This window comes from Anoxybacillus sp. PDR2, assembly GCF_009834045.1.
Taxonomy (GTDB): domain Bacteria; phylum Bacillota; class Bacilli; order Bacillales; family Anoxybacillaceae; genus Anoxybacteroides; species Anoxybacteroides rupiense.
In genome coordinates, this window is record NZ_CP047158.1 from 188,263 (window position 1) to 204,234 (window position 15,972).

Annotated in this window: 10 protein-coding genes; 9 read left to right on the forward strand and 1 reads right to left on the reverse strand. The window is 35.4% G+C overall.

Going from position 1 to position 15,972, the window contains the following annotated elements:
• Nucleotide 1 precedes the first annotated feature (1 nt).
• The 8 genes from GRQ40_RS01055 (at nt 2) to GRQ40_RS01090 (ending at nt 12,625) form a co-directional block, all read left to right on the forward strand.
• Nucleotides 2-823, forward strand: a complete 822-nt coding sequence (locus tag GRQ40_RS01055; protein WP_159719182.1) for a TnsA endonuclease N-terminal domain-containing protein — start codon at nt 2-4, stop codon at nt 821-823.
• Entirely contained in the window at nt 820-2,967 is a 2,148-nt protein-coding gene (locus GRQ40_RS01060) for a Mu transposase C-terminal domain-containing protein (RefSeq protein ID WP_159719183.1), read from the forward strand. The genes GRQ40_RS01055 and GRQ40_RS01060 overlap by 4 nt, the downstream gene beginning before the upstream one ends.
• Nucleotides 2,960-4,564 carry an ATP-binding protein gene (locus GRQ40_RS01065; RefSeq protein ID WP_159719184.1) on the forward strand — a complete coding sequence of 535 codons (1,605 nt, stop codon included), beginning with the start codon at nt 2,960-2,962 and terminating at the stop codon, nt 4,562-4,564. Before GRQ40_RS01060 ends, GRQ40_RS01065 begins: the two co-directional genes overlap by 8 nt.
• Nucleotides 4,565-4,575: 11 nt before the next feature.
• Nucleotides 4,576-6,480, forward strand: a complete 1,905-nt coding sequence (locus GRQ40_RS01070; protein WP_159719185.1) for a TnsD family Tn7-like transposition protein — start codon at nt 4,576-4,578, stop codon at nt 6,478-6,480.
• Nucleotides 6,452-8,014 (forward strand): Tn7-like element transposition protein TnsE, encoded by a 1,563-nt coding sequence (locus GRQ40_RS01075; protein WP_159719186.1) that lies wholly within the window; start codon nt 6,452-6,454, stop codon nt 8,012-8,014. Before GRQ40_RS01070 ends, GRQ40_RS01075 begins: the two co-directional genes overlap by 29 nt.
• 327 nt (nt 8,015-8,341) lie before the next feature.
• The gene (locus GRQ40_RS01080) at nt 8,342-9,619 is read left to right on the forward strand and encodes an IS110 family RNA-guided transposase (RefSeq protein WP_159719187.1); all 1,278 of its coding nucleotides are present in this window, start codon (nt 8,342-8,344) and stop codon (nt 9,617-9,619) included.
• Between the two features lie 387 nt (nt 9,620-10,006).
• Nucleotides 10,007-11,104: a hypothetical protein gene (locus tag GRQ40_RS01085; RefSeq protein ID WP_159719188.1), complete on the forward strand. Its 1,098-nt coding sequence runs from the start codon at nt 10,007-10,009 to the stop codon at nt 11,102-11,104.
• The gene (locus GRQ40_RS01090; RefSeq protein ID WP_159719189.1) at nt 11,105-12,625 is read left to right on the forward strand and encodes an ATP-binding protein; all 1,521 of its coding nucleotides are present in this window, start codon (nt 11,105-11,107) and stop codon (nt 12,623-12,625) included. It abuts the gene before it with no gap.
• Here the strand turns inward: GRQ40_RS01090 and GRQ40_RS01095 are convergent, their stop codons facing one another.
• A complete protein-coding gene (locus GRQ40_RS01095) occupies nt 12,626-13,978 on the reverse strand; it encodes a hypothetical protein (protein WP_159719190.1) in 1,353 nt (450 codons plus the stop codon).
• A 770-nt stretch (nt 13,979-14,748) separates the two neighbouring features.
• Here GRQ40_RS01095 and GRQ40_RS01100 point away from each other — a divergent pair.
• A complete protein-coding gene (locus tag GRQ40_RS01100) occupies nt 14,749-15,096 on the forward strand; it encodes a DUF4260 domain-containing protein (protein ID WP_159719191.1) in 348 nt (115 codons plus the stop codon).
• Nucleotides 15,097-15,972 lie beyond the last annotated feature (876 nt).

Below are 15,972 nucleotides of genomic sequence, written 5' to 3' on the forward strand. Positions count from 1 at the left end.
AATGTCAAAACGCAAAATAGGTTGGACAGAGGGGAAAATTGCTCGTTACTATAAAGAGGGACGTGGCCAAGGCGAGTTATCTAATTATAAGCCTTGGCTAACGATTCAAGATGTTCCTTCAGATGGACGGGCTCATCGTGTAAAAGGTTGGACTACAAACCGAATACATCACCTGCTATCCGATATGGAATATAATTATTTTTGCTTACTTGATTGGGCAGATGAGGTTATTGATATTAGAGAACAATTTCCTCTATCACGTGATATAACCCTTTCTATCGCTGAAGAGAAAAGTATAAGGCACCCCATAGATTCCGCAACACAGACCCCGATTGTAATGACGACAGATTTTCTCATCACAGTGCGCAAGGAAAAAGAAATTATTTATTTTGCCAGAACAGTAAAAGAAACTAAAGAATTAGATTCATCAAGGGTTATCGAAAAGTTTGAAATCGAAAGAGAATATTGGGTAAAACAAGGTGTAGACTGGGGTATCGTAACAGAAAAGGAATTGCCAAAAGATGCAATAGACAATATCAAATGGCTATATTCAGCGTATTTTTTATCGGATGATTTGGATAAAAAATTGCTTCATTCACTATATGAAACGTTATCCCAAAACAGTATGCCGATACTTCAGCTATTACAAAAATTCGACGAAACATTTAATTTGGCAAACGGTAGTGCTCTATCTATGTTCAAATATATGCTTGCACACAAGATTATCAAAACAAATATAACGAAAAAAATAGATCTAATGTCGAACACAACGGTTCTTGAATTTCCGCCTAACTTTATAACAGAAAAGAGGTGGGCTAATTGAATTTCTTTGTTAATGAACTACTTAAAAATCCTCTTAGTGGTGAAATATACCGTATTTTATGGATAGATGATGGGAATGTAGTAGCTTATCTGATTGACATTTATGATGAAAAAGCCATTCCATTTAAACGGTTAATTCAAGAATTAACTGACGAAATTTTGGAGGAGTCGCTTATCAAAATAAAAGAAGATCCTTTTATATGTTCGGGTATTCAAGATATTCCTGAAAAGTATATAGAGCTAAGAAATCAAGCTTGGAAAGTTATTGAAGAGATGGTTAATGATGAACCAGCCATATACGAGAAAAAGCAACGTTCAAAATATATAAAGGACGCAATGGAAAAATATCAAGTAACCTATCCTGCAGTCCGTAAATATTTACGCAAATACTGGCAACGTGGGAAAAACATTAATGCTCTTCTACCCGATTATGGTAATTCAGGTGGGAAAGGCAAAGATAAAGAAGCAGGTAACAAAAAGCGCGGTAGACCACGAAAGTACTCGTCCCAGGGAATCAATGTCGATGAACAAACAAAGAAAATTTTTCGTGTTGCTCTAGAAAAATACTATTTAACATCAAAAGAAAATCGATTAACGGATGCGTATAAAATGATGATTAAAGAATTTTATGCTCGGGATATTTACTATGAGGATGGAGTTAAAAAGATTATTGTTAAAGCCCAAGAGAACTTACCTACCATCCGACAATTTCGTTATTGGTACAACAAAGAATATACAGTGCCAGAATCGACAATTGCTAGGAAGGGACGTAAAAAGTTTGATAAAGATTACCGGGCTGTTTTAAATACAACACTTTCGGAGGTTCATGGTCCAGGTTCACGTTTTCAAATTGATGCAACCGTTGGGGATATATATTTAATTTCTAAATATAATCCAAACTGGATAATCGGACGACCAGTAATTTATTTAGTGATGGACGTTTTTAGTCGCATGGTTGTTGGAATGTATGTTAGCCTTGAGGGGCCTTCGTGGCTCGGTGCCATGATGGCAATGGCGAACACTGTAACAGATAAACAAAAATTTTGTGCTGAATATGGAATTGAAATATCAAAAGAAGAATGGCCAAGTGAACATTTACCAGAAATATTATTAGCAGATCGTGGGGAATTTGAAGGCTTTAATGCTGATCGCTTAGTAGAGGCTTTTAATATCCATGTAGAGAATGCAGCCCCTTATCGAGCTGACTGGAAAGGCGTTGTTGAAAAACATTTTGATCTTATTCAGAAAAAAGTAAGGCCTTTTCTACCTGGCTATGTCGAGAAAGACTTTCAAGAACGTGGAGCTCGTGATTATCGATTAGATGCGGTCCTAACCTTGGAAGACTTCACTAAAATTCTTATTAAGCAAATTTTGCATTATAATCAAAAGCACTTTCTACAAGACTATATACGGGATGAAGATATGATTCGAGATGATGTTCAACCTATTCCACTTCATTTATGGAGTTGGGGTATTAAAAATCGTACGGGAAAACTTAGGTACTATCCTGAAGACCTTGTAAAATTACACTTAATGCCAAGGGATGACGCTACGGTTACACATAAGGGAATACGCTTCAAAGGTATTTATTACAGCTGCGAACGTGCACTGAAAGAATCATGGTTTGAGACAGCGAGACAAAAAGGCTCTTGGAAAGTGACTATCGCGTATGATCCAAGAAATATGACAAGTGTTTTTTTGATAGATCCAGGGTTAACAAAATATGAAACTTGCTATCTTTTGACACCGTCGGAACGTTTAAAAAATACAAGTTTAGATGAAATTCGTTATTTACAAGAATACGAAAAACAACTGAAGCATGATAATAGCCATCAGCAATTGCAAAAAGATATTGATTATATTTCGGAAGTTGAAGCTATTGTGAAAGAAGCAAAGAAGAAAAAAGAGCAGTTACAAGACAAAAGTTTAAGTAAATTGCAACGAGTCAGCTCTATTAAAGAACACAGAAAATTAGAAAGAGAAGAAATAAGAAAAAACGAAGTATTTCAAATTGGTTCAGAAGAAACACCTCACAAACAAGCTGATATTGTACCGATTAATAGGGGGATTGAGGTCGAAGAGAAATATGCCAGACCAAATGTAAGAGAATATTTACGGAGACGAAAGGAGAAGAAAGATGAGTGAATGGGGAGAAAAATTAAATGCTCAAGTAGCTGAATATAAAAAGCAAGATGTCATTGATTTTCAAGGAAATCCTTTAATTGAAGCTCTACCTCCTATTCTGTCTCCAGAAGAAGCTTTTGAAGCATTGAGTTATTATCCAGAATTTGATGAAAAAGAGCGTTTATTACCTACACATATTCGATATCATGCGATTCCAAGATTAACTCGTTTTTTCCAACCAGTTATGCAACATCTAGACTTAGAACAGAGATTTTCACGATTATTGAGGTATGGTTATGTGAGTAGAAATCCGTTATCTCCCAATTTTACAAAGAGTTTATCTGCGGCTCATCATTCACTTACAGGGCAAAAAATTAAGCACGATATACGCTCAACAGCCTCTAGTATTACTTTGATGGGGTTTTCCGGCATTGGAAAAACTACTGCTATTGAGAGGATTTTATCTTTATATCCACAGTTAATTATTCATAAGCACCCATTAAATATTACTCAAGTTGTATGGCTAAAACTGAATTGTCCACATGATGGTTCGTTAAAATCATTATGTATGGATTTTTTCTTGAAGATGGATCGTTTAGTTGGAACTAATTATTATGAACGGTTCGGTAGCAGAAGAAATTCTATCAGTTCCATGGTAACAAGAATGGGACAAATTGCTCGCTTGCATTGTGTAGGGGCCTTAATTATCGATGAAATTCAGCATTTATTAACAACTCGCGATAATAATTCAGAAAAGATGATGAACTTTTTTGTTACTCTGGTCAATGAGATTGGTGTACCAGTTATGATGATTGGTACAATGCGTGCAAAAAGTGTCTTGCAGCAAGATTTTCGTCAAGCCCGTCGTGGCAGTGGGCAGGGAGATATGGTATGGCAGCAAATGAAAAAGGATGATGACTGGGATTTGCTTATCGAAAGTATGTGGAATTATCAATGGATTAGGTACAAGACAGAGTTAACTGAGGAATTAAATCAGACACTCTATGAGGAAAGTCAAGGAATAGTAGATATCGCTGTAAAACTATTTGCATTATCTCAAGGTCGAGCAATTGAAACAGGAGAAGAAAAAATTACACCTGCCCTCATAAGGAGAGTTGCAAAAGATGATTTGAAGCTCGTCCAACCGATGTTGAAAGCATTAAAAGACGGGCGTATTTCTGAACTAGAAAAATATGAGGATATTATGCCTATGGATATTGCGGAGTATCTACAATATCATCAATCGAAAATTGATTTAAGGGCTACCATACAAAAGAAAAAAGAATTGCAGGCTCTTAAACGAAGAGAAAGAGAAATTTCTAATCTTGAAAAACTAATGGTTGCATTGATGAATTTAGATATTGATGCTACATTAGCAGAAAAGGTAGCTTCAAAGGCCATAAAGGATTTGCCGGAAGCTTCACAAGCCGAGTTGATGGAAAGAGCATTAAGTTTAATAAAAGAACGGATGGAACCAAGTAAAAGCAAAGTAAATCAATCGTCAAAGAATACATTACGGGTCATCATCGATAAAGGTCGCAAGCAGAAGCTGTCAGCCTATGAATCATTACGAGAGGCAGGTTATATTAAAGCACCACTAGATGAATTTGTTATCTAGGAGGAAACTCCATGCTAAGTTACTTTCCAACCTTATATAACGATGAACTTTTGTATAGCTGGTTTGCACGATATCATATCCATTCGTCTAATATTAGCCCTAAGCAAACGATGAAAGATTTATATGGGAAGACGAATATCGTGGCTGTTCCTGATTTACCAACAAACTTAAACGTTGTTTATGAAAAATTGAGGCATTTCCAAGTACCCGACGTAGCTCAATGGATAAAGAAGCACACATTATTTCGTTATTATACAACCTTTGCAACATCAGAGATAAAACACAAAGTATATAGGGCTATGGAAAGTGGTGAACATTCAGGAGCTATCCATATGATGACAGGGATAATGGCAAACGCTATTAAGGAATGGACTTATTTTCGGTTTTGTCCTCGATGTTTTCAAGAGGATATAGAAACTATAGGTGAGTCGTATTGGAGAGTCTCTCATCAATTACCTGGTGTGTACATCTGTCTTAAACATAACCAGTATTTATGTGATTCTTCTGTTCCATTTCGCGGGAAAAATAAACATGAGTTTATTGCAGCATCTCCAAGTAATTGTATGAGATTAGGGATCAAAACGGCATTTTCAGAACGTACAGAGAGATTTTTTCGAATTCTAGCAGAACAAAGTGTAAAGCTTATTCAAGGAGATTCTCATTTCACATGGGAGGGTATCCAATCATCCTATCGCTATTTATTACAACGACATGGATACGCAACGATTAATGGGAAAGTTAATCAGCAACTGTTGGCTGAGCAATTTACATTATTTTATGGTGAACAATTTTTAGAAACCATGCAGTCCTCTGTTGATATTTTGAGTGAATCATGTTGGCTTAAAAGCATAACACGCAAACATCGTAAGTCCTTTCATCCTATTCGCCATTTATTGCTTATTTACTTTCTGGGAGAAGAAATAGATACCTTTTATCAATATGCTCACAAGGAGTATAAGCCGTTTGGCGAAGGACCTTACTTTTGCTTAAATCCTGCTGCCAAGCATTATAAACAACGAGTGATTCCCAATGTTAAAACAACTATTTGTACAGACACAAGAAGACCTGTTGGCACATTTGAATGCACGTGTGGATTTATCTATTCCCGCCGGGGACCGGATAAGAGTGAACAAGATTTGTATAAAATTGGTCGCATCAAGCAGTATGGACAAGTATGGTTGGATAAATTACATCGCATGATACATGTTGAAAAATTGAGTTATTATGCAGCAGCAAAAGAATTGCAATGCGATATTACGACAGTTATCAAGTATGCGAATAAAGGAAAGCCAATAATAACAGATAACAAGCTAGATGAATTCGAATTAGTGAAATCTAAAAAACAGAAGGAATGGATTAAACTATTAAAGCAACATCCGAATAAATCAGTTACGCAAATTAGAAGTATGGAACCTGCTCTTTATGCTTGGCTTTACCGACATGATCGGGAGTGGTTGAAAAACCATTCACCTAAGCAGCCTAACAGGCAGTCATCGCATTTAAAAATTAATTGGGCTGAAAGAGACGAAGAAGTTCTTAAAGAAGTCAAATTAGTTATAAAGAAACTTAAAAGTGCTGATAAGCCTATCTATATTAATAAAAGTCGAATAGGTAAAGAAATTCGAAAGTTATCGCTACTAGAAAAACATTTGGATAAGCTACCTAAAACAAAGGAATATATCCTTCAACAAATTGAAACGAGAGAACAATTTCAGATTCGTAGAGTAAGATGGGCCTGTCACTATTTGTTCAGTAAGAATGAATCAGTTATGGAATGGAAAGTAAAACGGTTGGCCGGTTTAAAGGGGAATGTTGCAGAAAAGGTACAACAGGCTATTAATGATGAAATCATAAAGTATCAGCAGATAAGAGTGGAAGGTGATATAGGTGGTAAAAATCAGACCATGGCCCTTTAATCAGCAACAATTCGTATCATTACATTGGTTTGGGAATGTCAAACAGGGAAAAGACCAGCAGTGGTATTTACAAGCAGCTTTTAAAGAATCAAACAAATGCCAGATCCTTGAGTTACCTATAGGTGCATTTCCTCTATTAAGATTGGGGCAATTTTACAGAGACGGCTTGCCTCTATCAACGCAAAAAGCAGGGAGTTACAATCAAGTAATGATTGAAGATTTAGGAAAAGGTAAAACGATAAAGGCAATTGACGCTTGTAAAAAATTTGGCTACTTCTTATACAAGATGCCCGAACTAATCCATCAACATGTTTGGTCCTTTTCCTCAAATGGAATAACATATTATGTTCCACATGCAGAGCTTATACGTGCCTTATATATTAAATACAAGTGTTTAGCTAATGCACTGTTGAGGCCGAATGGATTAGATTTCCTTATCAATAATGTCCATTATCTAAATTCGCAAACAGTATTTATAGAATTAGCCGATGAGATTCCTTCCACAATTGTTACTAATGAATTTGTTCATTACATGGCTTGGTTATATTTAAACGATGAAATAAAAAATTCTTTTTCCTCTGTTCAAACTAATGTTTATAGCTATGCGGCCGGCCAAAATGTCGCATATGGTATTCCGTTAGAGATAGCCGTCCCATCCATTCAGAATACCAGAATTGCATATAGGGGGATACAGCAACAAAATGAGGTATTGATATTAGAATTGCTTGGGATTGATAATATAACGCTTCCTGTGTTTCAAATCCAATACAGTCACAAGTCTATTAAGAGAAATGTTTATACGAATGCTCCCAAAAAGACGAGGATTTCACAGAAAAATGGAGATACAGAATATGTATTAAACGAAAAAAACGGAAAGCGATCAAAAGAGGATACTCATCAACCAGTCATTGAACAAGAACCCACTCAATTCGCTTTCCGTCATTCAGTCGTCATTAAAAGAATATCAAAACAAGCGCAGAAAGTGAACAAGGGAAATGTCTATATTTCAAATAAAGGTCGTGGCGGAGCTACTCAGCAGCAGATTGTTGGAGTGGATGAATCCATTTTTGGTGGAACGGTTGCACCCATTGAATTTCGAACATTGGAAATCGCTGATTCCATTGCTAATTACGGTTTAGAACAGTTTTTTGAGATGATTCAACGTTTATCTAAAAGCTATCCTCATTTATCAGTTTCTGTAAATGTAGTATTTCTGCCACTAGGAAGAAAATTTTCTCGGTTGCCAGACGGAAGAAGGCGTGTTTGTGCCGTTGCTAGAATAATGAATAAAGGTAAAGTCTCGTACATACTTGAAGTAGCAGTTCCTGATAATCGTTCAATCTCAACTTTAATTATCCCATCGGTTGGGGACTTTTACAAAGATGAGTTGCACATTCAAAAATTGCTTCGAAATCTTGTTTATAATAGTGGGAGTTGGAGTAATGCATTTTTGCAAACGATTCAGCATGCGAAGGTTAGGCATTCGCAAGAAACTGCTCGGAAATGGGTAGAAAGGTTAATAAAACATTTATAAGACTTCAGTTTTAATACTCTTTAATATGATTTGATTAGGTATGAAGAAATATGTAACAGATGGTAAATAAACTCCATGTTCAATTAAATGCTTGAAAATCTCGAATATGATTTTCATCTTAGTAAACAAAAAAAATTTTTGTTATAATTGAAATAGTTAGTTAATTAATATTTACTCGTATCTATAGTATTGTATAATGCTAAGATATAGGAGCATTCCTGTTAGAAGTTTTTTCGGGGACTTGAATAAAAAAAGCCCTCTTGGTATGATTCGGGGGTGTCAATCGGATGAATTGACCCCTAATTTGGATACCAAGGAGGACTATACATGAATTCTATCTCAAACAAGAAGATTAATCAAGTCACCGATCAAACGCTCGTCGTTGGCATGGATATCGCGAAAAAGAAGCATTATGCCTGCTTTGTGGATGAGCGAGGGAGGGTGCTAAAAAAATCGTTTCCCGTTCCGCAATCCAGAGAAGGGTTGGAATGGTTGTACCAGTGCATCGTGAAAGCGATGGAGGAATTTGAAAAAACGGAAGTGATCGTTGGCATCGAGCCAACGGGACATTATTGGCTCAATCTCGCTTACTTTCTTGACGAGAAGGGCATCTCTCTCGTGATGACAAACCCGATGCACGTGAAGCGCTCTAAAGAGCTAGACGACAATCTTCCAACCAAGCATGATGCGAAAGACGCGCTCGTCATTGCCCGGTTAGTGAAAGACGGCCGATTCAGCTATCCGCGTACTCTGAAAGGGATGGAGGCCGAACTGCGCGCAGGGGCGACGTTTCGATCCAAACTCGTGAAAGAGCAGGGGGCGGTTCGAAACCAGATGATTCGCTGGCTCGATCGGTATTTTCCGGAATTTACGCAAGTCTTTCCGTCGTTTGGGAAAATGGCGCTCGCTGTGCTGGAACAGACGCCGTTTCCGTCGGATTTAGCAGGGAAAGAGATCGAAGAGGTTCTCCCCCTTTACCGGCAAAGCGAGGGATTACAATCGCCACAAAAGCCGAAAGCGAAGAAGTTGATGGAACTGGCCCAACACTCCATTGGCGTAACGGAAGGACAACAGATGGCCCGTATCGAAATCGCCACACTTGTCCGCTGGTACCGCCAATTGGAGGAAGAAATCGAGGCACTGACCCAGCAACTAACGGAACTTGTGCAAACATCCGTGGAATACGAATGGCTCAAAACGGTTCCGGGCTTAGGGGATGCGACTATCGTGGAACTGTTATCGGAAATCGGGAGTTTTTCCCACTATCAGGATCCGCGCCAATTATTGAAACTTGCGGGCCTGACACTGCGGGAGCATTCCTCCGGCCAACACAAAGGGCAAAAACGGATCTCGAAGCGTGGAAGAAGGCGGTTGCGCGCCCTCCTCTTCCGCGTGATGATGCCGATGATCCGCCACAACGAAGCGTTTCGACAGTTACATGAATATTACACGACACGGCCCGATAATCCGTTGCGCAAGAAGCAATCCATTGTGGTGTTATGCGGGAAATTACTGAAGGTACTGCACGCTGTGTGTACGAAGCACCAGGCGTTCGATGCGAAGCGAATGATGCAGGACATCTTTGGTCTCGAAACGGCGGCTTGATGCCTGCATGCCTTGTGATTCCCTAGACAACAAGGATGACACGGAGAAGCTGGCACGATATCATCCATTCGACCTTGAGTCCCTAAAGGAGCTTCGCCAGCCTCTGCCTGATGACTAGACTGAACGAAGGAATGTAGGCACAAGGATGCCCAGAGACATGGGAGGGTTCGTCATCATCAGCGATGCAGAGATCCAAGGTGCATCCCATACATTTACAACCATTACAACCAAATTAAACCGGTAGTGGCAGCGAAGCGCACCCATCCAATGTCATATATATACAGATTTGAGAAACAAAGTTAGAAAACGTGTCGAAAAAAATTTTTTGACACCCCTGAAATGGCTACAACCATTGATATATCAACATTTATAGAGGGAGGGTAACAATTGAATAATCAATCATCAATTGAGGAGAATTACATAGATTTAAATCTGCAAAATGTTTTGGAGGTTTTACTTAATAATAACAGTGAAGTTCTAACAGCATCGTTTGATACTGAATTTATGAAATTAGATGATGAACTTCAAAATGAAGAGTCTTTTGAAGAAGAAATTTTTCACTATAGTGATTCAGTGCATGAATTTAACAAAATGAACGTCAGTTGTCCTTTAGTTGCTATTGATGTAGGAGCAACTAAAATAGGAGATACTTCCGATGGAGCAATAGTAGCATATAGAGGTTGTATTATTAAATCTGATAATGGACAACTTGAAAATTTTTTATATAGAACAGGTCCTATTCTTCTTTCAAATAGACGTAAAAAGCAAATATTACATAAAATAGGTAAAGAATTAGGAAACGAAGAGTTATTTGTTTATGTAGATGAAGAAGGGGCTCCAGTTGAATTAAAAAAAGGTGTTGCTGATAATACGAACCAATATGCAGATAGAATTAGAAACTTCATTGAAAGAAAGCTACAGCAAAAGGCTGTTAGCCTTATTAGTAATGGTATTGTTTTAATTGATGGTGCTATGACAAAAAATACCCGTGATACTCCAACAGACTTTATTGAGGAAAATATATTAAAAGAAGCATATCAGAAAAACAATAGAGTTATTGCAATTTCTAAAAAATCTACACTTTTGGTTGACAATATTCCAATTAGATTTGCTTTAAATGATAAGCCGAACAAAATCTGTTATAGAAATATTCAGGTAGATATTGAAGAAAGTAACGAGGGTTATAAAAGAAATTTTGGAAACATGTATGTAGCACGGTTTTCAGAATATGGTCAAACCTTTAGAGTAGATGTATGTGTTCCTCCTGGGGAAGACTGTAGAGATGTATTAGATATGTTTTGGACTAGTAGTGGGTTTAGAAATGGGTATCCGGAGTTGTTAGTCAGGGCACATTGGCACACGTATATTCCTTGGTCATATATCGTGTCTATGCAATCATTTGCTAAGGTTAAGTATAATTTACAAGTTGTTGAAGAAATAGATTATGGAGGGGCTTTTGCACCGTTTGGAGGAGGGTATAAATAAATGCAAATTTATAAAATTGAAAGTGATGATGTTTATTTATTATATCATCCAGGTGAAGATTCTATTCAAGTAGGTGCTCAATTTTTAGTGACAGAAAAATTTGAGGCTGAGAAAGATAGAGGAATAATTGTACAGATTATAGAAAATGAGTCTTTAAATTATCCCGGTATAGTTCAAGAGATTGTCCAAAATTCTCTTGAAAGTGCATTTAAAGTTAAAAATAACATAATTATAAATAATGAAGATTCATTTTCAGATATTAAGAGCTTAAAGATAGCTCATGGGAAGATCAGAAAACAGATGGTCGATAATCGGATTATTGATTGGGAAGGTTGGATTCCCACAAGAAATGTTGATATTAAAGTCATGACTAATGACGAAGTAATTAAAAGGATAGTTGGAGAACCATCATCTATTGAATTTTCATTAGATATTTGTAAGTACAATGAACAAGAATTATCACTTGATGCAACAAAACTCGATATGATTAATGTTATAACAGGTGTAAAGGGCTCAGGTAAATCGCATACAGCTAAGAATATTTTACTTAGATTAATAGATATGAGGGTTCCTTGTATTGTATTTGATGTTAATAATGAGTATAACTTTCCAAATGCTATCTCATTGAGACTAGGCCATAATTTTCAGCTAGATATGTCTGTAATGGAACCTCTTCAAGTATTTGGAGTTATTAATTCGATATTTCCATTATCGAGTAGAACTTCAGAGAACGTAGAAAATACTATAATTGATGTATTTGATCAGCGAAGAAGACAGTGTGAATCTTTCGGTAGAGAATTCACAATTGATATGGATTATTTACTACAGAATCTTGAAGTGCTTATTCCAGGTGGCAATCAGGATTATATTAGAAATATGAGAGCAGGATTAAGAGTTGCCCTAAACACGGTTAAGCAGAGAAATATATTTAGAACTAGAGAAGATAATACTGAAGAACTTGGGCAGATATATGAACGTTGTATAAAAGAAAAGAAATTTATTAGATTTGATTTCAGTGAGATGTCTTCAAAATTACAGAAGATCGCTGTGGAAGCTGTAAATAATAGAATAATTCAGATATGTAATGAAGAAGCTAATAAATCAAGACATCTATACCCTTTCATTTTCTTTGAAGAGGCTCATACATATATTGATGAGAAGGCTATAGTTGATTTTGCTACTAGAGGAAGACATATTGGTATTAGAATGTTTTTTATGACAAATACTCCTGACGCTCTTCCAGAAATGATCTTTAGACAACTAGATAACTTATTCTTATTAAGGCTTACCCATAAAAATGATATAAAGCATGTTAGTCTAAGTTCATTTACAGATGAAGAAACGGTAAAATCTATTACAACTAGGATGCCTGATAGGCATTTAATGGTTATTGGAAATATAACTAATAACTATCCCTTAGTCGTACAAGGCAATGATTTACCTGATGGAACTCCTGCAACTGGTGTCACAAGGCCACTTTGGGAGGGGATAAAACAATATATTGAAACAAACAGAGAGTAGTTATTTACTCTCTGTTTGTTTCAGTACATTAACATTATATTTAGAATTAACTTTACTTCTCATGAAAATAATACTTTCTCTACCGTAAGGAAAAGAGAGGCCGCGACGAGTAAGATTGCGTATTTTTTGAATTTCAATAACTTCAAATCCTATATCATCAGCTATTTCAGAAATAATTAAATCCGTGGCAACTGGCATAAAATTATTCTTTTTAGAAGAACCAAATAAAGAGTTTCCTACAACACAAGCTATGACTGCATTATTTTGAGATAAATTAGATATATTACTTAAAGTTATATACATATCATCAATATAACCTTTTATAGTTCTATGGAAACTCTCTTTTTTGTCGGCATTGTCAATAAATTTAGCTATTTGGCGAATGAGTTTAGAATCATGCTTTTGGTATATATTTGTTTCATCAAATTTTAGACTAGAGTGTGACCTTAAAGTTTTTCTTCTTAAACTTTTAAATTCTTCTTGATTTTTTACATAATCTAGCATCCATAACTCGAGTTTATAGACCTCTGTATAATCAAATTGATTTAAATAAGGAGGTGAAAAGACTATTAAATTGAACTTTTCTTTCACTTGAGATAAAACACTTGAATTTCGAATATCATAATTAAGTATCTCCACTTTTGGAGTATTTAACAAAGGATAATTCAAATCATTAATCATAGAATACAATTTTGTTAAATAATGTTTTTTTACATCATAATCCATAACCTCACGTACAATCTTAAGTGCCCTTCCGGATTTTCTCATACAACTAGTTTCTTCTAAAATTGAAGCAAAAGCCAATAGGCAAAAGTCATATTCAAAGGATTCGCAATTAAAGTAATTTCTAATAATTTTTTTTAAATTTATTAGCTGAACTAGGGTATTGTGAGAATAGGCTTTTTGAAATGTCGATAAATCTGGTATTTCTTCTTGTTTAATTGGTTCATATAATTCTTGTTTTTTTAAAAAATTTATAAAATTATACACAATTCCTGAGTCAATATGATGAAAATTGCTTTTAGTTTGTGCTATAAAGTGAATAAAAGGATTAACCTCTATACCTATTGCGCTTTTAATATCCCAATTTTCAACATCGATCATAGATGATAGAATTGTTGTTCCCGATCCACAAAATGGGTCTAGTAAATGAATAGGCTCTTTAATATTAGAGAATTGCAATACATTTTCTAGAATATTTTTTGAATAGCCTTCCTTAAAGTTGTACCAATTGTGAATAGGAGATTCTTTATTGTCGGAAGGAGTTACAATGAGTGAAGAAAGGCTTGTATTATGTTTTACATGAAACTTCTTCTCAATTGCTTCGTAAATTTCGATAATTTTTTGATACATAACTAACTCCTTGTTATCTATATTCTATATCAATAATAACAAATAATAAGAATCGCCGGTAGTGGGGAATTAGAATATCTTTTAAAATAATTAAACAACTTTTTTGTTACTGATGTTTTAATAATTTGAACATTTAATCTAAAAATTAAACAACTATTTTTTAACACCGTTCGGATTTCTGAACGGTGTTATGCATATTTTGAACCTCAAAATTAAACAACTTTTTTGTAATTGTACAAGTTTGATAAAAATAACCTCTTACGGATATCATATCCGCAAGAGGTTATTTTTTCATTTTTTTAGGAATTCAAAAAGGGGGAGGAAATGAAGGTTTCGAGACTTTTGTTCTTGTAAACGATAGTGGTATTTTAGACAGGCACACTTTAAACAAAATGAACGTGTTGCCCAACGTATATGGATATATAAATGCACATAAACCAATCCACTTTGTTTGTACGTTTAATGAAAAACGATCTAGGAAGTTTCGGCATTATCGTTATGTGTCAGTTCTGTATGATGATTTTGGCTATTTGCTCTAGCTTTGCAGCATCATCATTGTTTTTTATATTTTAACAGTTTTTGGTTGACGTTCAAACAATTTTATAATAAAAATAAAAATGAAAACTATTCAAATTATTCCAGATATTTAAATGAGGGGTGGATTGTCACTAAATACATCTATTTCCTATAAAATAATTTTAAAGGTTCTGGTTTACATGCTCATGATTGTTATCAAAATGGCTAAATTACAGTTATTAAGGGAGAATAGTATGAATAAAATTCTTTTACACTTAGAAGGGGCAGCTATCCTATTGTTGAGTCTTTATTTTTACTCTTATAACCAATTTAGTTGGCTTTTGTTTTTCGTTTTGTTATTCGTTCCAGATATATCAATGATTGGTTATTTATTCAATAATAAAGTTGGTGCCGTGCTTTATAATTTATTTCATACATATAGTTTACCAATTGGAGCTGTTATCTTAGGAGTGCTGTTATCAAGCGAAGTGGTTTTAGAGATAGGCTTAATATGGTCTGCTCATATCGGAATGGATAGGATGATTGGTTATGGATTAAAATATTCAACACATTTTAAGGACACGCATTTAAATCGTGTTTAAATAAACGATTGAACTAAAGGATGTTGTTGGTTTGGATCTGTGTCAAATCTTTGGCACTTTCATTCTATCCTAACTAAATGCTTGTTTCTTTAATAGTGAGAGAGTGAAGCATTTGGCATCGAGCTCCTGCAGTCATGATTCTGTTGCTGAGAATCCAGATGGTTACAAAATCGGCATCGCCACACAAGGCTACCATGCCCAATCCCTAAAGACAAGGCTTCGTTTAAATTTTAATATTGATTTTTTAGACTGCAGAAAAAGACCAAAATAAATCGTCCTTTTTGTATGTCTTGATTAACTATCGCTCCTGTTAATTATGCATGATAAAAAGCTGTTTAAAAAACACACGTTATGGAGTAAAATGGAAGTAAATCCGAACGTGTGTTTTTTCTTAAGGAGTGATAGCTTGGGGTTTTGAAGAGTATCAAGCTCTAATGAAAGAAATGTTAGATCTAGCGGTTGCAATACTTGAGCATCAGCAAGTTATCGCTAATACCAAAGAGAAGTTAAACAGGAACTTAGAAAATCCTCTGGAACAAGATTATATAAGATCATGATGGTTCCTTTCCCAATGAACCTATTGAATGAGGAATAAATGGGGTCAAGGTAATCACTAGAGTTTTATATCAAACTAGTAAAGGTTTAAAAGATAGAGCAGGTACTGAATTTATTATATGGATAAGTATATTGTTCGTGCTTGTGAAGCAAAATTTATTTTTATATACCCGAGGTGCTAGATAAAATGATGATGTATAAAATTTTGTGTAAAGCATTTTGCTAGACCAAAAGAAAAAAGGTGTAACCGACGAGAAAAATTGAACAGTTTCGCTAAATAAGAGTGAACACTTTTCTGGAAATTCCAGCGTAATCCCTATC

Coding starts and splice junctions, on each gene's coding strand:
- GRQ40_RS01055 (WP_159719182.1), top strand. CDS start 2: ATGTCAAAACGCAAAATAGGTTGGACAGAGGGGAAAATTGCTCGTTAC.
- GRQ40_RS01065 (WP_159719184.1), top strand. CDS start 2,960: ATGAGTGAATGGGGAGAAAAATTAAATGCTCAAGTAGCTGAATATAAA.
- GRQ40_RS01070 (WP_159719185.1), top strand. CDS start 4,576: ATGCTAAGTTACTTTCCAACCTTATATAACGATGAACTTTTGTATAGC.
- GRQ40_RS01080 (WP_159719187.1), top strand. CDS start 8,342: ATGAATTCTATCTCAAACAAGAAGATTAATCAAGTCACCGATCAAACG.
- GRQ40_RS01090 (WP_159719189.1), top strand. CDS start 11,105: ATGCAAATTTATAAAATTGAAAGTGATGATGTTTATTTATTATATCAT.
- GRQ40_RS01095 (WP_159719190.1), bottom strand. CDS start 13,978: ATGTATCAAAAAATTATCGAAATTTACGAAGCAATTGAGAAGAAGTTT.
- GRQ40_RS01100 (WP_159719191.1), top strand. CDS start 14,749: ATGAATAAAATTCTTTTACACTTAGAAGGGGCAGCTATCCTATTGTTG.